Here is a 26290-nt window from a genome sequence, read left to right on the forward strand (position 1 = left end):
TCGCCGGGTATCGCGCGGTGATCGAGGCTGGCAACAACTTCGGCCGCTTCTTTACCGGACAGGTGACGGCAGCGGGCAAGGTTCCGCCGGCAAAGGTACTGGTTGTGGGCGCAGGTGTTGCGGGTTTGGCCGCCATCGGCACCTCCACCAGCCTTGGCGCGATCACGCTGGCCTTCGACGTTCGCCCCGAGGTGTCCGAGCAGATCGAATCGATGGGGGCGGAGTTTGTCTTCCTTGATTTCGAGGAGCAGCAGGTCGATGGCGCGGCAACGGGCGGTTATGCCGCACCCTCGTCGCCCGAGTTCCGCGAAGCCCAGCTGAAGAAGTTCCGCGAACTTGCGCCCGAGGTGGACATCGTCATCACCACGGCCCTCATCCCCGGCCGTCCGGCACCCAAGCTGTGGACCGAGGATATGGTCGCGGCGATGAAGCCGGGTTCGGTCATCATCGACCTTGCGGCCGAACGTGGCGGAAACTGCGATCTGACCAAGCCGGACGAGAAGTTCGTGACCGATAACGGCGTGACCATCGTCGGCTATACGGACTTCCCCAGCCGGATGGCAACGCAGTCCTCCACGCTTTATTCCAACAACATCCGCCACATGCTGACCGATCTTACGCCGAAGAAAGACGGCGTGATCGATCACAACATGGAAGATGACGTGATCCGCACGGCCACGGCCACGCATGAAGGTGCCATCACCTTCCCGCCGCCGCCGCTGAAGGTGCAGGCCATCGCCGCGCAAAAACCGCGCGAGAAGGTCAAGGAACCAACGCACGAAGAAAAGCGCGCCGCCGAGGTGGCGAAGTTCAAGCAGCAGACCAAGACGCAGGTCGGGCTTCTGGTGGCAGGCACTGTGCTTCTGCTTCTGGTGGGGTCGGTTGCGCCTGCCAGCTTCATGGCGCATTTCGTCGTCTTCGCGCTGTCCTGCTTCATCGGCTTCCAGGTGATCTGGGCGGTTTCGCACTCGCTCCACACGCCGCTGATGGCCGTCACCAACGCGGTATCCGGGATCATCATCCTCGGATCGCTGGTGCAGGTGGGCGCGGGTGGCTTTCTTGTGGTGCTGCTGTCCTTCATCGCGATCCTGATCGCGACCATCAACATCGTCGGGGGCTTCCTCGTGACGCGGCGCATGCTTGGCATGTTCCAGAAATCGTAAGGGGCGGGCATGGATATCGCACTGATCTCGGCGGCATATATCGCCGCCGCAATCCTCTTCATCCTGTGCCTTGGCGGTCTGTCGGGGCAGGAAAGCGCCAAGCGGGCCGTGTGGTACGGCATCGCGGGCATGGCGCTGGCCGTGCTGGCCACGCTGTTCGGGCCGGGCATGGGTTACATGCCGCTGGTGCTGCTGGCCATCCTGATCGGCGCCGGCATCGGCTGGTACCTGGCCAAAAAAGTCGAGATGACGGCAATGCCGCAGCTTGTGGCCGCGCTGCACAGCTTCGTGGGTCTTGCCGCCGTGTTCATCGGCTTCAACACGCATATCGTGATGGAACGCGTGCTGGGGATGGATGCCGGCCTTCTGACGGGCTTCGAGTACCTGATCGCCCACAAGACCCCGGCCGAAATCGCCATCCTGAAGGTTGAAACCTTCATCGGCGTGTTCGTGGGTGCCGTCACCTTCACCGGATCGGTCGTGGCCTTCGGCAAGCTTGCGGGCAAGATCGACGGCAAGGCGAAGAAGCTGCCGGGTGGCCACTGGCTGAATGCCGGGGCGGCCGCGCTGTCGCTGATCCTGCTGATCGCCTACATGAACGGCGCGGGTGGCTGGACGCTGCTGCTGATGACGCTGTGCGCCCTGTTCATCGGCTATCACCTGATCATGGGCATCGGCGGGGCGGACATGCCCGTGGTCGTTTCGATGCTGAACAGCTATTCCGGCTGGGCGGCTTCGGCCATCGGCTTCAGCCTGTCGAACGATCTGCTGATCGTGACGGGGGCGCTGGTCGGCTCGTCAGGTGCGATCCTGTCCTATATCATGTGCAAGGCGATGAACCGCAGCTTCGTCAACGTGATCCTTGGCGGGTTCGGCACCACCACCGGCCCCGCGATGGAGATCGAGGGCGAACAGGTGGCCATCGACGCCGACGGCGTGGCCAACGCCCTGAACGAGGCCGACAGCGTCATCATCGTGCCGGGTTACGGCATGGCCGTTGCGCAGGCCCAGCAGGCGGTTTCGGAACTGACGCGCAAGCTGCGCGCCAAGGGCAAGACCGTCCGCTTCGGCATCCACCCCGTTGCGGGCCGTCTTCCGGGCCACATGAACGTGCTGCTGGCCGAAGCGAAGGTGCCCTATGACATCGTGCTGGAAATGGACGAGATCAACGATGATTTCGCCTCCACGGACGTGGTGATCGTCATCGGCTCGAACGACATCGTGAACCCGGCCGCGCAGGAAGATCCGAACAGCCCCATCGCGGGCATGCCGGTTCTGAAAGTGTGGGAGGCAAAGCAGGTCTTCGTGTCCAAGCGCGGGCAGGGAACCGGCTATTCCGGAATCGAGAACCCGCTGTTCTTCAAAGAGAACACGCGCATGTTCTATGGCGATGCCAAGGGCTCGATCGGCCAGCTGGTCAACCTCATCGACTGAAAATCGAACGCCCCGCGAAAGCGGGGCGTTTTCCTGCCAGAGCGAAGCCGGTCGTTCAGTCCGGAATGGTGGCTAGGTCGTCCAGCCACACCTTCGCAACAGCATCGGACGGCGCGCGCCAATCGCCCCGTGGGCTGAGGGATCCGCCCGCCGACACCTTCGGCCCGTTCGGAATGGCAGACCGCTTGAACTGGCTGAACGCGAAGAACCGCTTCAGGAACCCTTCCAGCCACTTCTTCACCGTCGGCAGGTCATAGACGTGCTTCTTGGCCTCGGGGAAGCCGGCCGGCCATTTACCTGCCTCCAGATCCCGCCACGCCTGCCATGCAAGGAAGGCCACCTTCCGCGGCGCAAAGCCGTAACGCAGGATGTGGAACAGGAAGAAATCGTGCAATTCATAGGGGCCGATGAGGGCTTCGGTGCCCTGCAATTCCTCTCCCGGCACCAGCTCGGGCGAAATCTCGGTGTTCAGGATCGCCATCAGCACGTCATTCGTCGGCTCGTCGAACTGGTCCGAGGTTGCGGCCCAGCGGATCAGGTACTGGATCAGCGTTTTCGGCACGCCCGCATTTACCGCATAATGGCTCATCTGGTCGCCGACGCCATAGGTGCACCAGCCAAGGGCAAGCTCTGACAAATCGCCCGTGCCGATGACAAAGCCCTTGTGGTGGTTCGCCAGCCGGAACAGGTAATCGGTGCGCAGCCCTGCCTGAACGTTTTCGAAGGTGACGTCATAAACCGGCTCTCCCTTGGCGAAGGGGTGGCCCATATCCGACAGCATCTGCGTGGCAGCCGGGCGGATGTCGATCTCCTCCGCCTCGATTCCCATGGCGCGCATCAGGGTCCACGCGTTGGACTTCGTCCCCTCGCTGGTGGCAAAGCCCGGCATGGTATAGCCCATGATGGTCGATCGGGGCAGGCCCAGCCGGTCGCAGACCTTCGCCGCAACGATCAGCGCGTGGGTGCTGTCCAGCCCGCCCGAGATGCCGATGACCATGCGCCCGCCGCCAACGGATTCGAAGCGGCGGCGCAGGCCGTCCACCTGGATGTTGAACGCCTCATAGCAGTCCTGATCGATCTTGTCCGCGCGGGCGGGGATATAGGGGAAACGGCGCTGCTTGCGGTGAAAGCCGATGTCGCCCCTCGCAGGCTTGTGGGCGAAGCGGATGCGGCGGAAAGGTTCGGTGCCCTCTGCCGCGTCGTTGAATGTGCCGGTGCGCATACGCTCGGACAGGATGCGCGCGGTATCCACGTCAGCAATGCATAGCGGCGGATCAAGGTCGAACCGGTCGGACTGGGCCAGAAGATCACCCAGTTCATAGATGCCGCCCTGACCGTCCCAAGCCATGTCGGTGGTGCTTTCGCCTGCACCGGCCGCCGAATAGGCATAGGCCGCGACCGCGCGCATGGATTGCGAGGCGCAAAGCAGGTGCCGGTCATCCGCTTTGCCAATGGTGATGTTCGATGCGGAAAGGTTGGCAAGAATCACCGCCCCCGCCAGCGCGGCAGAGGTGGAGGGCGGGGCGGGGGACCAGAAATCCTCGCAAATCTCCGCATGCAGGATCAGGCCGGGAAGATCCTCGGCTTCGAAGATCAGGTCAGGACCGAAGGGAACGGTCTGGCCGGCAACCGTCACCTCTCCCCGCACATCACGGCCATGGGCGAACCAGCGCTTTTCGTAGTATTCGCGATAGTTTGGCAGAAAGGATTTCGGCACCACGCCGAGGATGCGGCCCTTCGACAAGGCCGCCGCGCAGTTGTAAAGGCGCCCGTCGCGGCGCACCGGAAGCCCGACAAGCACCACCGGCGACAGATCCGCCGTGGCCTGCGCCAGATCAGCCAGCGCGTCTTCGGCAGCTTTCAATACGGCTTCCTGCAACAGCAGGTCGTCGATTGCATAGGCGGTCACGCAAAGTTCGGGGCAGATCAGGACATCGACGTGCGCGGCATCCGCCTCGCGCATCCGCGCAATGATCGCGTCGCGGTTGAACGTCACATCGGCGGGGCGCACGGCAGGGGTGCATGTGGCGACGCGAACGAAACCATGGGCGTGGATGGAGGCGAATTCGTTCATGTACAATCCTTTCCGCGAAGGGCATCCTTGCTAGTTCTAGCCCGTCCGGACGAAAACGCAAAACCGGACCGCGACTTGGATCTGTTGAGAGTGCGGAACTCATGAGGGGAAATGTCATGCGCAGGATCATGCTGGCATCAGGCGTCGTTATGGCTTTGGCCACGGCTGCTTCGGCGCAATATACCGGACCGGTGGAACCGGCCGAGGAATCGCCCGAAAAGTACGTGCCCATGACGATTGGCGAAGCTCTGTCCAATACCGAGGATGGAAAGAAGGCGGTTCTGGAAGGAATGCTTGTCCGCAAGATCGGCAATGAAAGCTATATCCTGTCGAACGGCCGCCGCGAGATCGAGGTGGAGATCGACAACGACGACTTCCCCGAAACGCCCGTGAGCGAAACGACCCGGGTCCGGCTGGAGGTCGAGCTGGAGCGCCACATGTTCCGGCCCAACGATGCCGAAGCCGACAGCATGGTGATTTTGGACTGACCCGCCCAAAAGCCGCAGCCCCAGACTGCCGGCGCCCTTCGGGGCGCTGGTGCCATGTGCTGCCGGATAAGCGGAATTGGTAGGCCCGGAGGGACTCGAACCCCCAACCAAGGCGTTATGAGCGCCCTGCTCTGACCATTGAGCTACAGGCCCGGCCGAACTTGTGACTAAGGCCAAGGCGCCTTCGGGTCAAGTCGCGTTGCGCGGGGGGCGGGGATCGTCTAAATGCGGGCAAACGGGGATCGACGGGGGCCTTGACGTGACGACCAAGAACGGACTGACCTATGCCGATGCGGGCGTGGACATCGATGCGGGCAACGCGCTCGTGGAGCGGATCAAGCCGGCGGCCAAACGCACCAACCGCAGCGGCACCGTATCGGGCCTTGGCGGCTTCGGCGCACTGTTCGACCTGAAGGCGGCGGGTTATCAGGACCCGATCCTTGTGGCCGCGACGGATGGCGTGGGCACCAAGCTGCGCATAGCGATCGATACGGGCGTGGTGGATACGATCGGTGTCGATCTTGTGGCCATGTGCGTGAACGATCTGGTTTGCCAAGGGGCCGAGCCGCTGTTCTTCCTTGATTATTTCGCAACGGGCAAGCTGGACGTGGATCAGGCCGCGACCATCGTGGAAGGCATCGCCAAGGGCTGCGAGGCTTCGGGTTGTGCACTGGTTGGCGGTGAAACCGCCGAGATGCCGGGCATGTATCACAAGGGCGATTTCGATCTTGCCGGTTTTGCCGTGGGTGCGATGGAACGCGGCACGGCGCTGCCCGATGGCGTGACCGAGGGTGACGTGCTGCTGGGTCTTGCCTCGGACGGGGTCCACTCCAACGGTTATTCCTTCGTGCGCAAGGTGGTGGAGATGTCGGGCCTTGGCTGGGACGCGCCCGCGCCTTTCGCGGAAGGAACGCTGGGGCAGGCACTGCTGGTTCCGACGCGGCTCTACGTCAAACCCTCCTTGGCGGCGATCCGCGAAGGCGGGGTGCATGCGCTGGCCCATATCACCGGCGGCGGCTTGACGGAAAACCTGCCGCGCGTTCTTCCCGAGGGGCTGGGTGCGCAGATCGACCTTGGCGCTTGGACGCTGCCGCCCGTGTTCCGCTGGCTGGCTGAAACGGCTGGCATGGCAGAGGCGGAGCTGCTGAAAACCTTCAACGCCGGCATCGGCATGATCCTTGCCGTATCGGCCGACCGCGCCGACGCGATCGAGGCGCTGCTGGCACAGCAGGGCGAAACCGTCAGCCGTCTGGGCCATGTGACCGCAGGGCAGGGCGTTTCCTATTCGGGCCGCCTTCTGTGAAACGCGTCGCCATCCTGATTTCGGGAGGCGGGTCCAACATGATCGCGCTGGCGCAAAGCATGACGGGCGATCATCCCGCCCGCCCCGTGCTTGTCGCCTCCAACGACCCGCAGGCCGGCGGGCTGGCAAAGGCGCGATCCATGGGGATCGAAACGGCGGCGGTGGATCACCGGCCTTTCAAAGGCGATCGGGCGGCCTTCGAAGCCGCGCTGCTGGAGCCGATCCTTGCGGCGCAGCCGGATATCCTGTGCCTTGCCGGCTTCATGCGCGTTCTGACGCCTGCTTTCGTGCAACGGTTCGAGGGGCGGATGCTGAACATCCACCCGTCGCTTTTGCCGAAGTATCCGGGGCTGCACACCCATCGCCGCGCGATCGAGGCGGGCGATGCCGAAGCCGGCTGCACCGTGCACGAGGTGACAGCCGTGCTGGATGACGGGCCGATCCTTGGCCAGTCGCGCGTGCCGGTTCTGACCGATGACACGCCCGATACGCTGGCGCAGCGGGTGCTGGCCGAAGAACACAAGCTTTATCCCGCCTGCCTGCGAGAGTTCGCGGCGCGATAGGATGCTTTTCCCCTGCCGCAATCTCGGCTAGGAACAATCGGGCCGGACGAACCGGCGCCGAAAGGACAATAATGCGGACGATCACCACCACCGCCGATCTGGAAGAGATCTGCCAGCGCGCCAAGGCCGAAGCCTATGTCACGCTCGATACCGAGTTTCTGCGCGAGCGGACCTATTGGGCAAAACTGTGCCTGATCCAGATGGCGCTGCCCGGCCAGGGCGAGGCTGTCCTGATCGACCCCATCGAAGGGGACATGGATCTTGCCCCCCTTTACGATCTGTTCCGCTGGGAAAAGACGGTGAAGGTGTTCCACGCCGCGCGGCAGGACCTGGAGATTTTCTTCGTCGATAGCGGGGTGATCCCCAAGCCCCTGTTCGACACGCAGGTTGCCGCCATGGTGTGCGGCTTTGGCGAACAGGTCGGGTATGAAACGCTGGTGCGCAAGATCGCGCGTGAAAACCTTGATAAGACGTCGCGGTTCACGGACTGGTCGCGCCGTCCGCTGTCCGAGGCGCAGAAAGCCTATGCGCTGGCCGATGTGACGCATCTGCGCGTGATCTATGAACAGCTTTCGGCACAGATTGCGAAATCGGGCCGTGAACGCTGGGTGGCGGAGGAACTGGCGGTCCTGAACGATCCCGCCACCTATACGGTGCATCCCGAAGATGCGTGGCAGCGGGTGAAAACACGCACCACCTCGGCCCGTTTCCTTGCCATCGTGAAGGAGCTGGCGCGCTTCCGCGAGGATTACGCCCAGACAAACAACGTGCCCCGGTCGCGCGTGATGAAGGATGACGCACTGCTGGAGCTTGCATCGACAAAGCCCGTGACGCTGGAAGATCTTGGCCGTTCGCGCCTTCTGCTGCGCGAAGCCCGCCGCGGCGACATTGCCGAGGGCATCCTTGCCGCCGTGAAGGCGGGACAGGAGATGCCGGCCGACAAGATGCCCAAGCCCGACCTTTCGAAGGATCAGGTGCAGGTGAACCCCGCACTGGCCGATCTGTTGCGCGTGCTGCTAAAGGCCAAGTCGGAAGAACTGGGCGTTGCCGCCAAGCTTATCGCATCTTCGGCCGAACTCGATGCACTTGCGGCGGGTGACCGCGATCTGACGGCGCTGAAAGGCTGGCGGATGGAAGCGTTCGGCGCTGACGCGCTGCGCCTTTGCCGGGGCGAGATCGCGCTTTCGGCAAAGGGCAACAATGTTCGGGTCGTGACCCTTAACGCGAGCTGATCGCGTTCGTGGCGCCGCGCACGACGATGCGCTGCGCCGCCTGCTCGCCATTCAGTGCGGCAGCGGCGATGATTTCACGCGTTGCGGGGGTGCCGACGGGCTGTTCGGCCGTCGGCGCTTCGGCCACGAAATCAAACGTCAGCGTTCCGTCTTCCATCCGGGGATTAACCAGTGCAGGGCGGAACCAGCCCTGCGTCGGGGGCAGCGCGGTGGCGCGCACGATCGCGCCGCTTGCGGTGCGGTCCACCTCCAGCGCCGTGACCTGTGCGACAAGGGGGCGCGTGTCCTGCACCGCCGATGCCTTTTCGGCCACGCCCTGCGGGCGGGGGGAGTCTGCCCCACCGCTTAGCCACGTGCCCGGGTTCAGGCGTGAACAGCCGGCAAGCGCGGTGGCGGCGATAAGGATGGCAAAAAGCGGACGGTTCATTGCAACTCTCCTGACGTCGGTGAAAGTGCTAGACCATTGAAGCGGGTTTGGGAAGTCGCGGGCTGGACCTTGCGACCGGGTCGGCATACCTCTGCACCCACCGCTGAAGGAGAGGACCATGGCGACGCAGGCCTTCGAAGATATTGCCGACACGTTCGACTTCCTGGACGACTGGGAAGATCGCTATCGCCACGTGATCGAGCTGGGAAAGGCGATGCCGCCCATGCCCGACGCGTTGAAAGCGCCCGTCACCAAGGTGGAAGGCTGCGCAAGCCAGGTCTGGATCCATCCGCGGATCGAGAACGGGCGCTTCGACTTTGAAGGGGACAGCGATGCGATGATCGTGCGTGGCCTGATCGCGGTGCTTCACGCGCTTTACAGCGGCTTACCCGTGGCCGAGGTGGGGAAGGTGGATGCAAATGCCGAACTGGCGCGGCTGGGGCTGGACCGCCACCTTTCGGCGCAGCGGTCCAACGGGGTGCGCGCCATGGTTGCGCGCATCCGGGAAGTGGCGGCGGCAGCTTAAAGCTGCTCGACCGTGACCTTGGCCGCATCGAAGGCGATGTGTCCCGCCAGGCGTGCGGCTTCGGGCTTGGGCGTCTGCACGCTCCATGCCACGTCCGGCGTCGTGGAGGATGCATCGACCAGCGCGAAGCGCGTCGCTTCTCCGACGCTGCGCAGGTCGCTTTCGCCGGCATCAAGGAATGCCATCGCGACATCGCCTTGCGGGAAGAAGATGACGGGTTCGCCCGCGCCATCCTCAAGCTCCAGCGCTTCGGACGTTTCGGCAAGGACGGCACCGTCACTGCGAACGACCCAACGTCCCGGAACCTTGCGGATACGGATATCAGACGCCATCGGCACCTCCTCTGTTTGATTGTGTGGGCACATCATACAGAGGAAGCCCTTGCTGTCACCCCTTAAAGCGGTGCTGCGGCGTGGCGCAGCCAGTCCAGCGCAGATGCCGAAAGGCGCGGACCGATCTTTTCCAGCACCTCCGCGTGATAGGCATCAAGCCACGCGCGTTCATCCGGCGAAAGCCGCTCAGGCAGCACAAGGCGCCGGTCGAAAGGCACGAAGGTCAGGGTTTCAAAGCGCAGCTGTTCGCGGTCATCCGGGCCTTGCGGCGCGGCCTCCACCACGATCAGGTTCTCCAGCCGGATGCCGAAAGCCCCCTCGCGGTAATAGCCCGGCTCGTTCGACAGGATCATCCCGGCTTCCAGCGGCACCTCCGAGATGCGGGAGATGCGCTGCGGCCCTTCATGCACCGACAGGAATGCGCCGACGCCATGGCCCGTGCCGTGATTGAAATCGCGCCCGTCCAGCCAAAGGTGGAAACGCGCGATCGGATCCAGATCGCGGCCGGCCAGCCCCGCAGGCCAGCGCGCGCGCGACAGGTTGATCAGGCCCTGAAGCACGCGGGTATAGCAATCCCGCGCCTCGTTCCCGGGATCGCCCACGGCCATCGTGCGGGTGATGTCAGTCGTGCCATCGGCATATTGCGCACCGGAGTCGACCAGCAACAGCTCATTCAGCCGGACAGGGCGGTTGGTTTCCTCGGTCACGCGGTAATGCATGATCGCGCCGTTCGGGCCCGCGCCGGAAATCGTCTCGAAGCTGATGTCGTGCAAGGCGTTGGTGGCGCGGCGGAAGCCTTCCAGCGCCTGCACGACCGCGATCTCGGTAAGTGTGCCTTTCGGCGCTTCGGCATCCAGCCATGCAAGAAACTCGACCATGGCCGCACCGTCGCGCAGATGCGCCTCGCGCATGCCGGCAATCTCGGCTTCGGTCTTGCGGGCCTTGGGCAGACGGCAGGGATCGCCGGCGCCAAGGATCTTGGTGCCTTCCTCCTCCAGCGTCAGGCGCAGGGCAAGGGGGGCGCTTGCCGGATCAAGCTGCACCGGCCCGTTCAACGCGCGCAGCGCTTCGCCAAAGGCGGTGGTCGGGCGCAGCGTAACCTGCGGGCCAAGATGATCCATCACCTCGTCCGGGATCTTCGACGGATCGGTGAACAGATCCACCCGCGCATCATTGTGCAGGATGGCAAAGGCGTGCAGCACCGGATTACGCGGCACGTCGGCCCCACGGATGTTCAGCAACCAGCAGATGCTGTCGGGCAGGGTCAGAACGGCGGCAGTGCCCTTCAGCCCCTTGGCGACCATCTTGCGCTTTTCGGCCGCCGTCATGCCTGCCAGTTCATCGGGATGCAGGAAGGCGCGGCTGCGCGGCGCGGCGGGCTGGTCTTGCCAGATGCGATCCACCAGATTCTGGACCGGCCGCAGCGTGACCCCCGCATCGCGCAGGGCCGAGATTTCGTCCTGCGTGTGCAGCCACGGATCGAAGCCGATCTCTCCATGCGTGCGTTCCATGATCCACGGGCCGGGCTTGATGTCGGGCCACGGAACGGGCGTGAAATGATCCAGAGCGACCTGTGCCTTCACCTGCGTGCGATAGCGTCCGTCAATGAACACGCCCGCCTGATCCGCCAGCACCACGCAAAAGCCGGCCGAGCCGGTGAAGCCGGTCAGCCATGCCAGCCGGTCATCGCGCGCTGCGACATATTCGCCCTGATGCACATCGGCACGGGGCACGATGAAGCCAGACAGCCCTTCGCGTTGCAGCTGTTCACGCAGGGCGGCAAGGCGGGGCGGCCCCTGTTCGGGGCTGGCAGTGGTGGTGAAGGTCTGAAACATCAGCCGGTCTTTCTCATGCCCAATGCGCGGGCGCGTTTCCTCGGGTCCGCCTCGAACAGGGAGGCGAGCTGCTCGGTCATTGCACCTGCAAGCTGTTCCACATCCGTAATCGTGACGGCACGCTGGTAGTACCGCGTCACGTCATGGCCGATGCCGATGGCGATCAATTCGCAGGCGCGGCGGCGTTCGACCATCGCGATCACATCGCGCAGGTGCTTTTCAAGATAGTTGGCGGGGTTCACCGACAGGGTGGAATCGTCCACCGGTGCGCCGTCGGAAATCACCATCAGGATCTTGCGGGCCTCGGGCCGGGCGGTCAGGCGGCGATGGGCCCATTCCAGCGCCTCACCGTCGATGTTTTCCTTCAGCAACCCTTCCTTCATCATCAGGCCAAGATTTGGGCGGGCGCGCCGCCACGGCGTGTCCCCGCCCTTATAGATGATGTGCCGCAGATCGTTCAGCCGGCCGGGCTGTGCCTTGCGCCCTTCGGACAGCCACGCCTCGCGCGATTGGCCGCCCTTCCACGCGCGCGTGGTGAAGCCAAGGATTTCCACCTTCACCTGGCACCGCTCCAGCGTTCGCGCCAGAACATCCGCGCAGATTGCCGCGATGGAGATGGGACGCCCGCGCATGGACCCAGAATTGTCCAGAAGCAGCGTCACGCAGGTATCGCGGAACTCGGTATCATGCTCGATCTTGAAGGAAAGGGGGGTGGTCGGGTTGGCGACAACCCGCGCCAGACGCCCGGCATCAAGGATGCCCTCTTCAAGGTCGAATTCCCACGAGCGGCTTTGCTGCGCCTGAAGGCGGCGTTGCAGCTTGTTGGCCAGGCGGCTGACAGCGCCCTTCAGCGGTTCAAGCTGCTGATCCAGATAGGCGCGAAGCCTTTCCAGCTCTGCCGGTTCGGCCAGTTCCTCGGCGTGGATCTCCTCGTCGAAGCGGGTGGTGAAGACGGCATAGTTCGGATCGGCATCGGAATGGGTCGGCGGGGGCGGGGGCTCGTTCGGGGCCTCCCCCTCGGGCAGCTCGGCTTCCTCGCCCTCAAGCTGCTCGTCGCTATCCTCCATGGAGACTTGCGCCTGACCGGCATCCTGCTGTTCTTCCTGTCCGCGTTCAGGGGCGGCGTCATCGGGTTCGTCATCCGCGCCATCCTGATCGGCCGAAGAATCGGGCTCCTGATCGTCCTGTTCCGCCTCGTCCGGGGCATCGTCGCCTGGATCCTCCTGATCGGGATCCTCGCCAAGCTGGTCGCCGAAGCCCAGATCCCTGATCATCTGCCGCGCCATGCGGGCGAAGGCGGCCTGATCGTCCAGCGTTTCCAGATCGCCGATGGCGATGCGGTCGCGCCACAGGTCCATCACGTTGGCGGCGGCGGGCGGCAGGTCGCGCCCGGTCGCCATGTGGCGCACAAGATAGCCGGCGGCAACGGCCAGCGGCGCATCCTCGGCCTTCCTGATCTGGCCATAGCCCTTGCGATCGGCTTCATGCGCGATCTTGGCGTCGATGTTGGTGGCGGTGCCGGGCATGTCGCGCGCGCCCATCGCCTCCACCCGTGCGGTTTCCATCGCATCGAAGATGTCGCGCGCCATCTGGCCGGTGGGGGCATAGCGGGCCGCCACCGCCTCATCGTGATAGCGGCGGCGAAGGGCGAAGGCATCTGCCGTGCCGCGGGCCAGCAGTACCTCGTCGCGCGTCATGCGGCGAGTCACCTGCGGCAGGCGCATCCCGTCACGCGTCAGGCCCGGCGGATCGACCGAGTAGGTGACCGTCAGGTCGCGATCGCGCGCCATCGTCTTCGTCGCCTCGGCCAGAGCCTTCTTGAACGGATCGGCGGGATTTTCGGGCGGTTTGCTCATTCTGCCCTCCTCGGGCTTACCTCATCGCCGTGGATGCGGCGCTTTCGGGAAGTTCCTCGCCGAAGCAGCGCTGATAGAATTCGGCCACCGTCTGGCGTTCCAGCTCGTCGCACTTGTTCAGGAAGGTCAGGCGGAAGGCATAGCCGATGTTGCGGAAGATCTCGGCGTTCTGCGCCCATGCAATGACCGTGCGCGGCGACATGACGGTGGACAGATCGCCGTTCATGAAGGCGGTCCGCGTCATGTCGGCAACCGTCACCATCTGGTTGATCTGCTTGCGGCCCTTTTCGTTGTTGTAGTGGGGGGCCTTGGACAGCACGATGTTCACCTCGGCATCGTGGCGGAGGTAGTTCAGCGTGGCCACAAGGCTCCACCGGTCCATCTGGCCCTGGTTGATCTGCTGGGTGCCGTGGTAAAGGCCGGTCGTGTCGCCAAGGCCCACCGTGTTGGCCGTGGCGAACAGGCGGAAGGACGGGTGTGGGGTAATCACCTCGTTCTGGTCAAGCAGCGTCAACTTGCCGTTCGCCTCCAGCACGCGCTGGATCACGAACATCACGTCGGCGCGGCCCGCGTCATATTCGTCGAACACGATGGCGCAAGGGTTGCGCAGGGCCCAGGGCAGGATGCCTTCCTGAAAGCTCGTGACCTGCTTGCCATCGACCAGCTTGATCGCGTCCTTGCCGATCAGGTCGATCCGGCTGACATGGCTGTCAAGGTTCACGCGGACCGAGGGCCAGTTCAGGCGGCTGGCCACCTGTTCGATATGCGTGGATTTCCCCGTGCCGTGATACCCCTGGATCATCACGCGGCGGTTATAGGCAAACCCCGCAAGGATCGCGAGCGTGGTGTCCGGGTCGAACTTGTAGGTGGGGTCCTCTTCGGGAACGCGATCGGTGCGATCCGCGAATGCCTTCACCTTCATGTCGGTGTCGATCCCGAAAACCTCGCGGACAGAGATTTCCTCGGTGGGTTTCGCGGGCAGGTCGAGCATGCGTCTATCCTCTGATGGCTTGCTATTTGATGTAACATTCACAATCGCGGTGCAAGGCCGGAACCCGGTATTCCTTCCGCTCGTTCACGCTGCAACGCAGCAAGAAACAGGGGGATTGCATGCGCTTCGAAGGCAAGGTGGTCGTGGTCACAGGCGCCAGTTCCGGCATAGGGGAGGCCGCTGCACGTCGCTTTTCCTCGGAAGGGGCGATTGTGCTGCTGGTGGCACGCAACGAGGAAAAGCTGTCGCGCGTTGCCCAAAGCCTGCCGCAGGATCGTACCGTGTGGATCACAGCTGACCTTTCCACCGAAGAAGGTGCGCGCAAGCTTGCGGACAAGGCGCAGCAACTGGGCGGCGCGGATGTGCTGGTGAACAATGCCGGCATCGCGGTTGGCGGTACGATCGATCAGGTCAGCCTGCAGGACTGGAACACCCAGATCCAGACCAACCTGACCGGCTATTTCCTTGTGACCAAATTCCTGTGGGGCCAGCTGAAGGCCAAGAAGGGCAACGTGGTCATGACCTCGTCGGTATCCGGCCTTGGCGGCGACTGGGGGATGTTCGCCTACAATTCGTCCAAGGGCGGGATCACCAACATGGTGCGCGCACTGGCGCTGGACGGTGCGAAGCTTGGCATCCGGGTGAATGCCGTGAACCCCGCGCTGACACGGTCCGACATGACCAAGAACATGCTGGACGACGAGGCGCTGATGGCCAGGTTCAACGAACGCCAGCCGCTGGGCGCACCCGCCGATCCGGCGGATGTCGCGTCGGTGATGGCCTTCCTCGCCTCGGACGATGCGCGGCTGGTGACGGGCGTGAACCTGCCCGCGGATGGCGGGGTCATGGCCTCCAACGGTCAGCCCCCGCAGTGATCAGTCGCGGAAGAAGCGGCTGTCCTTGATCTGGTCCCACGCCCAGACAACCTCCTGCAACCGCTCCTCGTCGGCGCGGTTGCCCCCGTTCATGTCGGGGTGCAGGTCTTTCACAAGACTCTTGTACTGCTTGCGGATCTCGATCTTGGTCCAGCTGTCGCGGGCATCGAGGATCTCCAGCGCCTTGCGTTCCGTCGGGGGCAGCTTGCGTGTGGCGGTGTGGCGCGCAGGGTTCTGCGTGCCCTTGTCGCCAAGGATTTCCAGCGGATCATCCACGCCAAGGCGCGACCAGACATGCCCTTCGTCGGGCTTCTTGGTGGCGCGGCCCCACATGCGGTCAGATTCAAGGAAGCTTTCGAACTCTTCCTCTGTCTTTCCTTGGAAGAAGTTCCACTTCAAGTTGTATTCGCGAACGTGGTCTTTGCAGAACCACACGTATTCATCCAGATGATCGGGAGAGCGGGGCGCGCGATACAGCCCCGCTTCGGTGCAGCCGGGATAGGTGCATTCCCGTGTGGATGTTTCCTGCGCACCCGACATGCCACGACGCCCCGTTTTACGGCGCTTCTTGTCGGTCGAAACGCGGATGTCGAAATCAAAGGGGGATTTGTTCATCGTCAGGGCCTTTCCGAGTCGGAGGCGTGAGTTTAGACATTTGGGCGTCGAGGAGAAGAGGGCACCGACCATTATGACCATCGCCGAGCAGATACACGCCCGTCTTCAGGACGCATTCCAGCCGACCGTCCTGACGGTAACGGATGACAGCGAAAGCCATCGCGGCCATGCGGGCTTTCGCGAAGGGGGGCAGACCCATTTCAACGTGACGATCCGCGCGGCTGCTTTTGCAGGCAAATCGCGCATCGCGCGCCATCGCGCCATCCATACCGCGCTGGGCGACATCATGGGCCGCATCCACGCGCTTGCGCTGGATGTGGATGCCTGAGGAAGGAATTTCAATGACCGTTCACCTGTCCGACTATACCCCCTTTTCGCACCCTGTCGAAAGCGTTGCGCTGACCTTCCGTCTGGCGCCGCGGGCCACGCGTGTGCAAAGCGTTATCCGCTTCGGGCAGGGCGGCACGACCCTGCGGCTGGACGGGGAGGGGCTGACCCTGATCCGCGCCGCCATCGACGGCCAGCCCGTGGATGCCGCACCGGACGCAACCGGCCTGACGCTGACCGTTCCCGATGCGCCGTTCGTGCTGGAAACCGAGGTGGAGATCGCCCCCGAAGGCAACACCGCGCTGGAAGGGCTTTACATGTCGAACGGCATGTATTGCACCCAGTGCGAAGCAGAGGGTTTCCGCAAGATCACCTTCTATCCCGACCGCCCCGACGTCATGGCGCCGTTCCGCGTCCGGATCGAAAGCGACATGCCGGTGATGCTGTCCAACGGCAATCCGGTGGCGCAGGGGAATGGCTGGGCCGAATGGGACGATCCCTGGCCCAAGCCCGCCTACCTGTTCGCGCTGGTGGCGGGTGAACTGGTCGCCCATTCGGACCGTTTCACCACGATGAACGGCGATGACGTGGCGCTGAACATCTGGGTGCGTCCGGGAGACGAAGACCGCTGCGCCTATGCGATGAACAGCCTGATCCGCAGCATGAAGTGGGACGAACAGGTCTATGGCCGCGCCTATGACCTTTCGGTGTTCAACATCGTGGCCGTTGATGATTTCAACATGGGCGCGATGGAGAACAAGGGCCTGAACATCTTCAATTCCAAATACGTGCTGGCCCTGCCGGAAACGGCGACGGATGACGATTTCGCGCGGATCGAGGCTATCATCGCGCATGAATACTTCCACAACTGGACGGGCAACCGGATCACCTGCCGAGACTGGTTCCAGCTGTGCCTGAAGGAAGGGCTGACGGTTTACCGCGACCAGCAGTTCAGCGCGGACATGCGGTCGGCCTCCGTCAAGCGGATCGAGGATGTGTTGACCCTGCGCGCCCGCCAGTTCCGCGAGGATGCAGGCCCGCTGGCCCATCCGGTCCGCCCCGAGGCGTATGAGGAGATCAACAACTTCTATACCGCCACGGTGTACGAAAAGGGGGCCGAACTGATCGGCATGCTGAAGCTGCTGGTTGGGGATGACGCCTATCGCCGCGCGCTGGATCTTTATTTTGAACGCCATGACGGGCAGGCCTGCACGATCGAGGATTGGCTGACCGTGTTCCAGGATGCAACGGGCCGCGATCTGACGCAGTTCAAGCGCTGGTACAGCGAAGCCGGAACGCCGCGTGTATCGGTAGATGAGACGTGGGAGGAGGGCGTCTTCACCCTTACCCTTTCGCAGGACGGCCAGAAGATCATTCCCGTGGCTGTTGGCCTGCTTGGTCCCGACGGGACCGAGGTGGTGCCCACGCAGGTGCTGGAGCTGACGAAGCACCGGCAAGACTTCCGGTTTGAAGGGCTTGCGGCGCGGCCCGTCGCCTCGGTTCTGCGGGGCTTCTCGGCCCCCGTGATCCTTGACCGCAGCATGACTGCGCAGGATCGTGCCTTCCTGCTGGCCCATGACACCGATGCCTTCAACCGCTGGGAAGCGGGGCGGACCTTGGCCAAGGACGTGATGGCCCGGCTGGTGACCGATGGCGCGGCACCCCCCGCGATGTGGCTGGATGCCGTGGCTGCGGTGGCCACGGACGATGCGCTGGATCCTGCCTTCCGCGCGCTGGCCCTGCGCCTTCCGGCCGAAGATGACATGGCCCAGACGCTTCACCAAGGCGGCGTGACGCCCGATCCCGACCGCATCCATGCCGCGCGCCGGCAGATGGCGCTGGCACTGGCCGAACGGCTGCGCGATGCGCTGCCGGCGCTGGTTGCACCTGTTGCGGGCCCATGGTCGCCCGATGCCGCGCAGGCCGGGCAGCGGGCATTTCGGATGCAGGCGCTGGGCCTTTTGTCGCGCCTTAATGGCGGGGCCGAAGCGCAGCGCGTGTTCGATGCCGCCACGAACATGACCGAAGAGGTTGGCGCGCTTTCCGCCCTGCTGGAGGTGGGCGCAGGCGATGCCGCGCTGGGCGTTTTCGCCCGCAAATGGGGCGATGACAGGATCGTCATGGACAAGTGGTTCAGCCTGCAGATCCTGCATGCCGCCGATGCGCCCGCAGTGGCGCGGCAGCTGACGGAACATCCGCGGTTCGACTGGAAAAACCCCAATCGTTTCCGCGCATTGTTCGGCGCGCTTGCGGGCAATCATGCGGGGTTCCACAGGGCCGACGGCTCCGGCTATCGGTTGCTGGCGAATTGGCTGATCCGGCTGGATCCGGTCAATCCGCAAACGGCGGCACGCATGTCGCAGGCGTTTGAAGGATGGCCCCGGATGGATGCCGACCGGCAGGGCCTGATGCGCGCAGAGCTGGAGCGGATCCTTGCAGTTCCCTCCCTGTCGCGCGACCTGTCGGAGATGGCGCGGCGCATGGCCGGCAGGCGGAAATAAACCGCTTCAAGCCGGCTGCACTTGCCTTCGGGGTGTATTCGCGCCATTTCTAGGTAACGACGCCGTGTAGGGCAGGACACCATGAGAGATCGCATTGACCCCCTTATTGCCGAGCGTGCGCCTTGGCTGTTCACGGGGCGCCCGCACCACCGCGTGGCCTATGCCGTCCTGACCCGCATGCTGGGATATGAACGGACGCTGAAGCTGGGTGCCGAATATCGCGACCTGCCCACGCCCGAGTTGATGGGGCGGGTTGCCGCCCTTATCGCCAAGGATATCCAGATCACGGGGCTGGAGAACATTCCGCGCAACGGCCCCGCGATGATCGTGGCGAACCATCCCACGGGCATCGCCGACGGGGTGATCCTTCACCACCTTCTGGCGCCCCTGCGGCCGGATCTGTTCTTTTACGCCAACAGCGACATCCTGCGCGTGATGCCGCAGATGATCGACCTGATCTGCCCCGTCGAATGGCGGCAGGAAAAGCGTTCGATGCAGAAAACGCGCGAAACGATGGAGTATACGCGCAAGGCGATGGATGCGGGGCGGATCGGGGTGATCTTCCCGTCGGGCCGTCTGGCCAAGCGCACCGGCCTGAAGCTGATGGAGCGTCCGTGGATGGCCTCGGCCGCGATGATCGCGCGCAAGTTCGACGTGCCGGTGATCCCGCTGAACATCCGGGCGCGCAATTCCACGCTGTTCTATCTGTTCGACCTGATCCACCCGACGCTGCGCGACATCACCCTGTTCCACGAGGTGTTGAACAAGCATCGACAGCCCTATCGCGTGGCCGTGGGCCATCCGATCGCACCCGACCGCATTCCGGCCAAGTCGGAAGACGGGATCGAGATGCTGCGCGCAGAAACGCTGGCCTTGGGCGGTGAATACGCGCCCGCAGTCAGCCTTGTGCAGATGACGCGCATTCCCGGCCTGCGCCCCGCACCGCCGCGTCTGACCAGCCCCTGAACATGAAAATGCCCCTTCGGATGCGAAGGGGCTTTGCTTTATCCGGTCGTGGCGGCGTTACAGCGCGCAATAGGATTGCGTCCGCGTCCATGCCGCCATTTCCGCCCGCTTGGCCGAAGACCGGAAGGGCGCCCAGTCGCGGCCCATCCCGCGGCGACCCCGCGGGCCTGCAACCATGTTGTCCTTCGCCACCTGCGCCGAGGCGATGTTGACAGCGCAGGCAAGGTTCGCCGCACCGTCCTTCAGGCTGGAAGAGGTCGTGGCCTCGCAGTCATAGGCGCGCGCGGTGCGGGGAGAAATCTGCACAAGGCCGATCCACTTGCCGCCGCCACCTGCCGCGGCAGGGTTCCACGTGCTTTCATGTTTCGCCAGCGCCGACAGCATCGCTGTCCAGAAGGCCCGGCGTTCATCCACTGAAGCATTGCGATAGCCGGGGCACCACGTGTCGATATCCGCTGGAACAAGTTGGGCCAGATCCGTTTCGTTCTGGCTGACGGCCGCAAGCGTCTGGCGCGTCCAGTTGGCTCCTTCCGGGCGGAAATCCCAACGCATCGCCGGCAGGGCCGTGGATTGCGTGGCTTGGGTCTCGGTGGTTGCGCAGCCGGCGATCGGCAGGGCAAGCATCGCGCCGAAAAGAAGCATTTTGATCTTCATTGGTCTCGACATCGGTGGCACCGCCCCTCGCAGGCGGCCCGCTGTTTTTGGCCGCAGGCGGGGCCTGATGCAACCTTTTCGCGCAAAGATAGGCGTGTTTCTGCCCATGGTGCGTGGCCGCACAGGGTTGAAGCGGGCAGGCGGGCGGCTTAGAAATGCCTGATCCAAGAGGAATGACGATGCTGGACCTGACCTACGAGACCCCGAAGCCGAAGACCATCGCCGGTGCGAAGGAAGACTGGGAACTTGTGATCGGCATGGAAATCCATGCGCAGGTTTCGTCCAATTCCAAGCTGTTTTCAGGCGCATCCACAGGCTTTGGCGCAGAGCCGAACAGCCATGTGTCGTTCATCGATTGCGCCATGCCGGGCATGCTGCCCGTTATCAACGAATTCTGCATCGAACAGGCTGTCCGCACGGGTCTGGGCCTGAAGGCGGCGATCAACCTGCGTTCGGCGTTCGACCGGAAGAACTATTTCTATCCCGACCTGCCGCAGGGGTATCAGATCAGCCAGCTTTACCACCCCATCGTGGGCGAGGGCGAGGTGCTGGTTGAGATGGGGCCGGGCGTTGCCCGCCTTGTCCGGATCGAGCGGATTCACCTTGAACAGGATGCGGGCAAGTCGATCCACGACATGGACCCGAACAACAGCTTCGTCGATTTCAACCGCACGGGCGTGGCCCTGATGGAGATCGTCAGCCGTCCCGACATCCGCGGTCCGGAAGAGGCTGCGGCCTATGTGACCAAGCTGCGCCAGATCCTGCGCTATCTTGGCACCTGCGATGGCAACATGCAGAACGGCAACCTGCGCGCCGACGTGAACGTTTCCGTCTGCCGTCCGGGCCAATACGAAAAGTATCAGGCGACACAGGATTTCAGCCATCTTGGCACGCGGTGCGAGATCAAGAACATGAACTCCATGCGCTTCATCCAGGCGGCCATCGATTACGAGGCGCGCCGCCAGATCGCGATTCTGGAGGATGGCGGCAAGGTGGTGCAGGAAACGCGCCTGTACGATCCCGACAAGAACGAAACGCGGTCCATGCGGTCGAAGGAAGAAGCGCACGATTACCGCTATTTCCCCGACCCGGACCTTCTGCCGTTGGAGATCGAGCAGGCCTGGGTGGATGACATCGCCGCCTCCATGCCCGAGCTGCCCGACGCAAAGAAGGCACGGTTCATGGGCGATTTCGGCCTGACCGATTACGATGCCAACGTGCTGACCGCCGAACTGGATGCCGCCGCCTTTTTCGAGGAAGTGGCCGCAGGCCGTGACGGCAAGCAGGCCGCGAACTGGGTGATCAACGAGTTGTTTGGCCGCCTGAACAAGGAAGGGCAGTCCATCACCTCCAGCCCCATGTCGGCAGCGCAGCTTGGCGGCATCCTTGACCTGATGACCAAGGGCGAAATCTCGGGCAAGATGGCGAAGGACCTGTTCGAAATCGTTTGGACCGAAGGCGGCGATCCGGCCGAGCTGGCCGCCGCGCGCGGCATGAAGCAGGTGACCGATACCGGCGCGATCGAAAAGGCGGTGGACGAAATCATCGCCTCCAACCCGGCGCAGGTGGAAAAGGCCAAGGCCAACCCCAAACTGGCGGGCTGGTTCGTGGGGCAGGTGATCAAGGCCACCGGCGGCAAGGCCGCGCCGCAGATGGTGAACGAGATCGTTCTGAAGAAGCTTGGCCTTTGATGGAACGCGACCCGCTTGCCACCTTCAACGAGCGGGTGAAGCTGGTCGCGTCGTTCTATAATGCGATCGGGCTGGGGATGATCGCCGTGGGCGTTGTTCGTCCCCTGTCCGACGGCACAAGGCTTTCGGGGCTGTCGATCACGCTTTGGATCGCGGGCGGACTCGCTTTTCATGCGCTCGCACTCTATATTCTCAGGTATATGAAGAAGGGAGTGCTGCCATGACGTTCTTCGATTACGGAATTCCACGGATCGCGCTGGCCATGGGCGGGTGCGGCCTTCTTTTCGTCCGGGAAATGTCGCGCCGATTCGACCGCAAGATGGCGGCCGTGGCCCAGCAAAAGCACCACCCGGCGGAGTGATCCGCCGCGGGTTTCGGGATCAGCGCGATACGCTCGGCTCCCTATGATGCAGAACTGCCCGAGATTGCTGATCCTCGGTTCCGGGTCAGACAGCTTTACATTATCCGCCACAGCGATATTGCCACCGCCGCGATGCGGCTGACGGCCCTTCTGGCTGACCACACCACGCGCTTTGCAACGAAAAAGGCTGCCCCGGGGGCAGCCTTTCTGCTTTGTCATCTGCGCCGATCAGTCGGCAGCGACGACATTGTCCTTGAACGCAGGCGGCATTGCTTCCGGCGCTTTCGTGGCTGCGACCGGCTCCGCCTCTCCGTTCAGGGCGGCGTGCAGCTTGTCCATGTCGAGCTCTCCCTCCCAGCGGGCGACGACAAGCGTGGCGACGGCGTTGCCGACAAAGTTGGTCAGCGCGCGGCATTCCGACATGAAACGGTCAACGCCAAGGATCAGCGCCATGCCTGCGATCGGAACCGTCGGCACGACCGAAAGCGTCGCCGCCAGCGTGATGAAGCCGGCGCCCGTGATGCCCGCAGCCCCCTTGGAGGACAGCATCGCAACCAGCAGCAGCAGGATTTCCTGCCCCAGCGTCAGGTCGGTATTGGTGGCCTGGGCGATGAACAGCGCCGCCATCGTCATATAGATGTTGGTGCCATCGAGGTTGAACGAATACCCTGTCGGCACAACCAGACCGACCACCGAACGGGACGCACCTGCGCGTTCCATCTTCTGCAGCAGCGACGGCAGGGCCGCCTCGGACGAGGAGGTTCCCAGAACCAGCAGCAGTTCTTCGCGGATGTACTTGATCAGCTTGAAGATCGAGAAGCCGTTGTAACGCGCCACGGCACCAAGGATCACCAGCACGAATAGCAGCGCCGTCACATAGAAGCAGATCACGAGGAAGGCGAGGTTCACGACGGATTCGATGCCATACCGACCGATGGTGAAGGCCATCGCCCCGAAGGCGCCGATGGGTGCGGCCTTCATCAGGATCGAGACGAGCTTGAAGATCGGGTAGGTCAGCATCGTCAGGAACTCGGTGACCGGCTTGCCGCGTTCCCCGACCATCGCCAGCGCGACCCCGAACAGCACCGAAACGAACAGCACCTGAAGGATGTCGCCCGAAGCAAAGGCCCCGACCAGCGTCGACGGGATGATGTTCATCAGGAACCCGGTGATCGACGTTTCATGCGCGGCGGTTTGGTAATTTTCGATGGCAGCCGCGTCCAGCGTGGCCGGATCGATGTTCATGCCCGAACCGGGCTGCACCACGTTCGCCACGACCAGGCCGACGATCAGCGCCAGCGTGGAGAAGGTGATGAAGTACAGCATCGCCTTGCCGGCCACCCGGCCGACCTTCTTCATGTCGGACATGCCGGCGATGCCGGTCGTCACGGTCAGGAAGATCACCGGCGCGATGATCATCTTCACCAGCTTGATGAAGGCATCGCCAAGCGGCTTCAGCTGCGCGGCAAAGGCCGGATAGAAGTGCCCCAGAAGAATCCCGAGGATGATTGCCACAATCACCTGCACGTAAAGATGCGTGTAGAACGGGCGCGGCTTGAATGCCGGCCCCTCGGTTGCGGGTTCGAAATGCAATGTAGATCCTCCTCAAGACCCTGCCGCTGCGGCGCGGCAGGCAACAATCGCTCGCCTCTATACGTTCCTGACAAGGGGCGCAATTTTGACGTAACGGCGCTTTGCCGGGCGCCGCGCCTTGTGAAGAATGTGACAAGGCATGGTCAAGCCTCTTTCAAAACATCTGCGTTTGGCGCAGAAGGCGCGGGAAAGGATCCGGCACATGACAGGTTTCAGCTTCCGCATCGACGCGACGGACGGCAAGGCGCGCACGGGCGCGATCAACACCCCGAGGGGCGAGATCCGCACCCCCGCCTTCATGCCCGTGGGCACGGCGGCCACCGTGAAGGCAATGCTGCCCGAGAACGTGCGCGCCACGGGGGCGGACATCCTTCTGGGCAACACGTATCACCTGATGCTGCGCCCCACGGCCGAACGGATCGACCGGCTGGGCGGGCTGCACCGCTTCATGAACTGGGACCGCCCGATCCTGACCGATTCCGGGGGCTTCCAGGTGATGAGCCTGACCGCCCTGCGCAAGATGACCGAGGAGGGCGTGCGCTTCAAATCGCATATCGACGGCAGCACGCATCACCTGACGCCTGAACGCAGCATGGAAATCCAGCGCCTTCTGGGGTCTGACATCGTGATGGCGTTCGATGAATGCACCCCGTTCCCTGCCGATGAGGCGACCGCCCGCCGGTCGATGGAACTTTCGATGCGATGGGCACAGCGGTCCCGCGATGCCTTCGGGGACCGGCCCGGCCACGCCCTGTTCGGCATCCAGCAAGGCAGCGTCTTCCGCGACCAGCGCGCCGAAAGCGCCGAAAAGCTGCAGGCCATCGGCTTTGACGGCTATGCGGTTGGCGGCCTTGCCGTGGGCGAAGGGCAGGAAACGATGTTCGAGGTGCTGGACTATGCGCCCGACATGCTGCCGCAGGACAAGCCGCGTTACCTGATGGGCGTGGGCAAACCTGATGACATCGTGGGTGCGGTGGAACGCGGCATCGACATGATGGACTGCGTGCTCCCCTCGCGTTCGGGCCGCACGGGCCAGGCCTTCACGCGGCACGGCGTCATCAACATCAAGAACGCCCGCCACATGGACGATCCGCGCCCGCTGGACGAAAATTGCACATGCCCGGCCTGCCGCAACTATTCCCGTGGCTATCTGCATCACGTGATGCGCGCGGGGGAGATCATCAGCTCCATGCTGATGACATGGCACAACCTGCACTATTACCAGGAACTGATGCAGGGGCTGCGGGACGCGATCGCGCAGGGGCGGCTGCAGGCTTTTGTTGCGGACTTCCATGCGCAGCGCGCAGCGGGCGATATCGACCCGCTTTGACTTGCTGCGCGGGCAGGGCGGCATAGCTTCCGTGAAAGCTCAGGAGTTATGCCCATGCCCGAAAATCTGTTCCGGCCCATCACGGTCGGTGATCTTCAGCTGAAGAACCGGGTCGTCATGGCCCCGCTGACACGCAACCGCGCCACGGCGGATGGCGATGCGCCGCATGATCTGACGGTGGAATATTATCGCCAGCGCGCCGGTGCGGGGCTGATCCTGACCGAGGCCTCGCAGATTTCGCCCGAAGGCAAGGGCTATGCCTGGACGCCGGGCATCCATTCGGATGAACAGATCGCAGGCTGGAAAAAGGTGACCGAGGCCGTCCATTCGCGCGGTGGCAAGATCGCGATCCAGCTTTGGCATGTGGGGCGCATCAGCCACACCTCGTTGCTGAACGGGGCGCAGCCGGTCGCCCCTTCGGCCATTCAGGCAAACTCGCAGACGTTCGACGGCACGCAGATGGTTCCCGTGTCCGAACCCCGCGCGCTGGAAACGGACGAGATCCCCCGCATCGTGGAGGATTTCCGCAAGGCGGCCGCGAATGCCAAGGCGGCCGGGTTCGACGCGGTGCAGATCCACGCCGCGAACGGCTATTTGATCGACCAGTTCCTGCGCGACACGACGAACAAGCGTGATGACGCCTATGGCGGCCCGATCGAGAATCGCGTGCGCCTGCTGGACGAGATCACGGCTGCCGTGGTGGGCGTGATGGGGGCGGGGCGCACCGGCCTTCGCATTTCGCCATGGTCGGATGCGAACGATGTGGGCATCGACAGCGACACGCAGGCGGTCTTTGCCAAGGTGGTGGATGTCGCGAATGCACACGGCCTTGCCTTCATGGAGGTGGTGGAGGGCCAGACCGGCGGCCCGCGCGACTGGCCTGAAGGCGGGGTGGAGGCGCTGCGCGCGGCGTTCAATGGCGTTTACATTGCCAATAACGGCTATCACGATCACCAGTCCGCGCTGGAGGCAGCGGGCGACATGGTTTCGTTCGGCCGGCCCTACATCTCCAACCCCGATCTGGCCGAGCGTCTGGCCATGAACGCCCCGCTGAACCCCCTGCCGACAGAGAACCTTTATGGCGGCGGCGCGGAAGGATATACCGATTATCCGCCGTTGGACCGGTACGCCTGACGCGGGTGCGGGCGCGTCC

At 63.7% G+C, this 26290-nt stretch carries 25 protein-coding genes and 1 tRNA gene; 16 read left to right on the top strand and 10 right to left on the bottom strand.

Going from position 1 to position 26290, the window contains the following annotated elements; translation table 11 throughout:
* Both JX25_RS04230 and JX25_RS04235 read left to right on the top strand, forming a co-directional pair.
* On the top strand, positions 1 to 1163 hold a 1163-nt coding region (locus JX25_RS04230; protein ID WP_128255173.1), incomplete at its 5' end, for a Re/Si-specific NAD(P)(+) transhydrogenase subunit alpha.
* A 9-nt stretch (positions 1164 to 1172) separates the two neighbouring features.
* Positions 1173 to 2597: an NAD(P)(+) transhydrogenase (Re/Si-specific) subunit beta gene (locus tag JX25_RS04235; protein WP_128253836.1), complete on the top strand. Its 1425-nt coding sequence runs from the start codon at positions 1173 to 1175 to the stop codon at positions 2595 to 2597.
* 55 nt (positions 2598 to 2652) lie between these two features.
* Here the strand turns inward: JX25_RS04235 and JX25_RS04240 are convergent, their stop codons facing one another.
* Entirely contained in the window at positions 2653 to 4671 is a 2019-nt protein-coding gene (locus JX25_RS04240) for an NAD(+) synthase (RefSeq protein WP_128253837.1), read from the bottom strand.
* Between the two features lie 116 nt (positions 4672 to 4787).
* Between JX25_RS04240 and JX25_RS04245 the strand changes: the two genes are divergently transcribed.
* Complete coding sequence (locus JX25_RS04245; protein WP_164876050.1) at positions 4788 to 5159, top strand: YgiW/YdeI family stress tolerance OB fold protein; 372 nt, start codon at positions 4788 to 4790, stop codon at positions 5157 to 5159.
* Between the two features lie 77 nt (positions 5160 to 5236).
* Here the strand turns inward: JX25_RS04245 and JX25_RS04250 are convergent.
* A tRNA-Ile gene (locus tag JX25_RS04250) sits at positions 5237 to 5312 on the bottom strand.
* 106 nt (positions 5313 to 5418) lie between these two features.
* Between JX25_RS04250 and purM the strand changes: the two genes are divergently transcribed.
* The 3 genes from purM to rnd all read left to right on the top strand — a co-directional run bounded on the left by purM (position 5419) and on the right by rnd (position 8257).
* Positions 5419 to 6462 (top strand): phosphoribosylformylglycinamidine cyclo-ligase, encoded by a 1044-nt coding sequence (gene purM / locus JX25_RS04255; protein ID WP_128253839.1) that lies wholly within the window; start codon positions 5419 to 5421, stop codon positions 6460 to 6462.
* On the top strand, positions 6459 to 7025 hold the full coding sequence (gene purN, locus JX25_RS04260; protein WP_128253840.1) for a phosphoribosylglycinamide formyltransferase: 567 nt from the start codon (positions 6459 to 6461) through the stop codon (positions 7023 to 7025). Before purM ends, purN begins: the two co-directional genes overlap by 4 nt.
* Positions 7026 to 7096: 71 nt before the next feature.
* Positions 7097 to 8257, top strand: coding sequence for a ribonuclease D (gene rnd, locus JX25_RS04265; protein ID WP_128253841.1), 1161 nt, complete (start codon positions 7097 to 7099; stop codon positions 8255 to 8257).
* On the opposite strand, the gene JX25_RS04270 is transcribed toward rnd, so the two are convergent.
* On the bottom strand, positions 8244 to 8684 hold the full coding sequence (locus tag JX25_RS04270; protein WP_128253842.1) for a hypothetical protein: 441 nt from the start codon (positions 8682 to 8684) through the stop codon (positions 8244 to 8246). The genes rnd and JX25_RS04270 overlap by 14 nt on opposite strands.
* 118 nt (positions 8685 to 8802) lie before the next feature.
* Here JX25_RS04270 and JX25_RS04275 point away from each other — a divergent pair, with 118 nt between their 5' ends.
* Positions 8803 to 9210, top strand: a complete 408-nt coding sequence (locus JX25_RS04275) for a SufE family protein (RefSeq protein WP_128253843.1) — start codon at positions 8803 to 8805, stop codon at positions 9208 to 9210.
* Here the strand turns inward: JX25_RS04275 and JX25_RS04280 are convergent.
* The 4 genes from JX25_RS04280 to cobS form a co-directional block, all read right to left on the bottom strand.
* Positions 9207 to 9542 (bottom strand): DUF427 domain-containing protein, encoded by a 336-nt coding sequence (locus JX25_RS04280; protein WP_128253844.1) that lies wholly within the window; start codon positions 9540 to 9542, stop codon positions 9207 to 9209. The genes JX25_RS04275 and JX25_RS04280 overlap by 4 nt on opposite strands.
* A 62-nt stretch (positions 9543 to 9604) precedes the next feature.
* Entirely contained in the window at positions 9605 to 11377 is a 1773-nt protein-coding gene (locus JX25_RS04285) for an aminopeptidase P family protein (protein WP_128253845.1), read from the bottom strand.
* Positions 11377 to 13233 carry a cobaltochelatase subunit CobT gene (gene cobT, locus JX25_RS04290; RefSeq protein ID WP_128253846.1) on the bottom strand — a complete coding sequence of 619 codons (1857 nt, stop codon included), beginning with the start codon at positions 13231 to 13233 and terminating at the stop codon, positions 11377 to 11379. The genes JX25_RS04285 and cobT overlap by 1 nt, the downstream gene beginning before the upstream one ends.
* 16 nt (positions 13234 to 13249) lie before the next feature.
* Positions 13250 to 14224 carry a cobaltochelatase subunit CobS gene (cobS, locus tag JX25_RS04295; RefSeq protein ID WP_128253847.1) on the bottom strand — a complete coding sequence of 325 codons (975 nt, stop codon included), beginning with the start codon at positions 14222 to 14224 and terminating at the stop codon, positions 13250 to 13252.
* Positions 14225 to 14343: 119 nt separating this feature from the next.
* On the opposite strand from cobS, the gene budC reads away from it, so the two are divergent.
* Entirely contained in the window at positions 14344 to 15099 is a 756-nt protein-coding gene (gene budC / locus JX25_RS04300) for a meso-2,3-butanediol dehydrogenase (RefSeq protein ID WP_128253848.1), read from the top strand.
* Here budC and JX25_RS04305 read toward each other — a convergent pair whose 3' ends face one another.
* Positions 15100 to 15714, bottom strand: a complete 615-nt coding sequence (locus tag JX25_RS04305; protein ID WP_128253849.1) for a J domain-containing protein — start codon at positions 15712 to 15714, stop codon at positions 15100 to 15102.
* Between the two features lie 73 nt (positions 15715 to 15787).
* Here JX25_RS04305 and JX25_RS04310 point away from each other — a divergent pair, with 73 nt between their 5' ends.
* The 3 genes from JX25_RS04310 to JX25_RS04320 all read left to right on the top strand — a co-directional run bounded on the left by JX25_RS04310 (position 15788) and on the right by JX25_RS04320 (position 19508).
* On the top strand, positions 15788 to 16042 hold the full coding sequence (locus tag JX25_RS04310; protein WP_128253850.1) for a BolA family protein: 255 nt from the start codon (positions 15788 to 15790) through the stop codon (positions 16040 to 16042).
* A gap of 13 nt (positions 16043 to 16055) precedes the next feature.
* Complete coding sequence (gene pepN / locus JX25_RS04315) at positions 16056 to 18542, top strand: aminopeptidase N (RefSeq protein WP_128253851.1); 2487 nt, start codon at positions 16056 to 16058, stop codon at positions 18540 to 18542.
* An 81-nt stretch (positions 18543 to 18623) separates the two neighbouring features.
* A complete protein-coding gene (locus JX25_RS04320; RefSeq protein ID WP_128253852.1) occupies positions 18624 to 19508 on the top strand; it encodes a lysophospholipid acyltransferase family protein in 885 nt (294 codons plus the stop codon).
* 57 nt (positions 19509 to 19565) lie between these two features.
* Here the strand turns inward: JX25_RS04320 and JX25_RS04325 are convergent, their stop codons facing one another.
* The gene (locus tag JX25_RS04325) at positions 19566 to 20162 is read right to left on the bottom strand and encodes a lytic transglycosylase domain-containing protein (RefSeq protein ID WP_128253853.1); all 597 of its coding nucleotides are present in this window, start codon (positions 20160 to 20162) and stop codon (positions 19566 to 19568) included.
* Positions 20163 to 20341: 179 nt separating this feature from the next.
* Here JX25_RS04325 and gatB point away from each other — a divergent pair, with 179 nt between their 5' ends.
* From gatB to JX25_RS14755, 3 genes are read left to right on the top strand one after another with little or no spacing between them, the layout of a single operon-like run.
* Positions 20342 to 21853 (top strand): Asp-tRNA(Asn)/Glu-tRNA(Gln) amidotransferase subunit GatB, encoded by a 1512-nt coding sequence (gene gatB / locus JX25_RS04330; RefSeq protein ID WP_128253854.1) that lies wholly within the window; start codon positions 20342 to 20344, stop codon positions 21851 to 21853.
* Entirely contained in the window at positions 21853 to 22077 is a 225-nt protein-coding gene (locus tag JX25_RS04335) for a hypothetical protein (protein ID WP_241557848.1), read from the top strand. The genes gatB and JX25_RS04335 overlap by 1 nt, the downstream gene beginning before the upstream one ends.
* Positions 22074 to 22214 (top strand): hypothetical protein, encoded by a 141-nt coding sequence (locus JX25_RS14755; RefSeq protein ID WP_164876051.1) that lies wholly within the window; start codon positions 22074 to 22076, stop codon positions 22212 to 22214. The genes JX25_RS04335 and JX25_RS14755 overlap by 4 nt, the downstream gene beginning before the upstream one ends.
* 228 nt (positions 22215 to 22442) lie before the next feature.
* Here the strand turns inward: JX25_RS14755 and JX25_RS04340 are convergent, their stop codons facing one another.
* Entirely contained in the window at positions 22443 to 23807 is a 1365-nt protein-coding gene (locus JX25_RS04340; protein ID WP_128253856.1) for a dicarboxylate/amino acid:cation symporter, read from the bottom strand.
* 202 nt (positions 23808 to 24009) lie between these two features.
* Here JX25_RS04340 and tgt point away from each other — a divergent pair, with 202 nt between their 5' ends.
* Positions 24010 to 25137 carry a tRNA guanosine(34) transglycosylase Tgt gene (gene tgt, locus JX25_RS04345; RefSeq protein WP_128253857.1) on the top strand — a complete coding sequence of 376 codons (1128 nt, stop codon included), beginning with the start codon at positions 24010 to 24012 and terminating at the stop codon, positions 25135 to 25137.
* Positions 25138 to 25191: 54 nt separating this feature from the next.
* Positions 25192 to 26271, top strand: a complete 1080-nt coding sequence (locus JX25_RS04350; RefSeq protein WP_128253858.1) for an alkene reductase — start codon at positions 25192 to 25194, stop codon at positions 26269 to 26271.
* The last annotated feature ends 19 nt before the right edge of the window (positions 26272 to 26290 follow it).

Source organism: Falsirhodobacter deserti (assembly GCF_004015795.1).
In the GTDB taxonomy this organism is placed as follows: Bacteria; Pseudomonadota; Alphaproteobacteria; order Rhodobacterales; family Rhodobacteraceae; genus Falsirhodobacter; species Falsirhodobacter deserti.

Excerpts from the sequence above, each read along its gene's own strand:
- cobS (WP_128253847.1), bottom strand. The coding sequence starts at position 14,224 with ATGCTCGACCTGCCCGCGAAACCCACCGAGGAAATCTCTGTCCGCGAG.
- cobT (WP_128253846.1), bottom strand. The coding sequence starts at position 13,233 with ATGAGCAAACCGCCCGAAAATCCCGCCGATCCGTTCAAGAAGGCTCTG.
- JX25_RS04285 (WP_128253845.1), bottom strand. The coding sequence starts at position 11,377 with ATGTTTCAGACCTTCACCACCACTGCCAGCCCCGAACAGGGGCCGCCC.
- JX25_RS04270 (WP_128253842.1), bottom strand. The coding sequence starts at position 8,684 with ATGAACCGTCCGCTTTTTGCCATCCTTATCGCCGCCACCGCGCTTGCC.
- pepN (WP_128253851.1), top strand. The coding sequence starts at position 16,056 with ATGACCGTTCACCTGTCCGACTATACCCCCTTTTCGCACCCTGTCGAA.
- tgt (WP_128253857.1), top strand. The coding sequence starts at position 24,010 with ATGACAGGTTTCAGCTTCCGCATCGACGCGACGGACGGCAAGGCGCGC.
- JX25_RS04235 (WP_128253836.1), top strand. The coding sequence starts at position 1,173 with ATGGATATCGCACTGATCTCGGCGGCATATATCGCCGCCGCAATCCTC.
- JX25_RS04325 (WP_128253853.1), bottom strand. The coding sequence starts at position 20,162 with ATGAAGATCAAAATGCTTCTTTTCGGCGCGATGCTTGCCCTGCCGATC.
- JX25_RS04240 (WP_128253837.1), bottom strand. The coding sequence starts at position 4,671 with ATGAACGAATTCGCCTCCATCCACGCCCATGGTTTCGTTCGCGTCGCC.
- JX25_RS04310 (WP_128253850.1), top strand. The coding sequence starts at position 15,788 with ATGACCATCGCCGAGCAGATACACGCCCGTCTTCAGGACGCATTCCAG.
- rnd (WP_128253841.1), top strand. The coding sequence starts at position 7,097 with ATGCGGACGATCACCACCACCGCCGATCTGGAAGAGATCTGCCAGCGC.
- JX25_RS04275 (WP_128253843.1), top strand. The coding sequence starts at position 8,803 with ATGGCGACGCAGGCCTTCGAAGATATTGCCGACACGTTCGACTTCCTG.
- gatB (WP_128253854.1), top strand. The coding sequence starts at position 20,342 with ATGCTGGACCTGACCTACGAGACCCCGAAGCCGAAGACCATCGCCGGT.
- JX25_RS04335 (WP_241557848.1), top strand. The coding sequence starts at position 21,853 with ATGGAACGCGACCCGCTTGCCACCTTCAACGAGCGGGTGAAGCTGGTC.
- budC (WP_128253848.1), top strand. The coding sequence starts at position 14,344 with ATGCGCTTCGAAGGCAAGGTGGTCGTGGTCACAGGCGCCAGTTCCGGC.
- JX25_RS04280 (WP_128253844.1), bottom strand. The coding sequence starts at position 9,542 with ATGGCGTCTGATATCCGTATCCGCAAGGTTCCGGGACGTTGGGTCGTT.
- JX25_RS04305 (WP_128253849.1), bottom strand. The coding sequence starts at position 15,714 with ATGAACAAATCCCCCTTTGATTTCGACATCCGCGTTTCGACCGACAAG.
- JX25_RS04245 (WP_164876050.1), top strand. The coding sequence starts at position 4,788 with ATGCGCAGGATCATGCTGGCATCAGGCGTCGTTATGGCTTTGGCCACG.
- JX25_RS14755 (WP_164876051.1), top strand. The coding sequence starts at position 22,074 with ATGACGTTCTTCGATTACGGAATTCCACGGATCGCGCTGGCCATGGGC.
- JX25_RS04350 (WP_128253858.1), top strand. The coding sequence starts at position 25,192 with ATGCCCGAAAATCTGTTCCGGCCCATCACGGTCGGTGATCTTCAGCTG.
- JX25_RS04320 (WP_128253852.1), top strand. The coding sequence starts at position 18,624 with ATGAGAGATCGCATTGACCCCCTTATTGCCGAGCGTGCGCCTTGGCTG.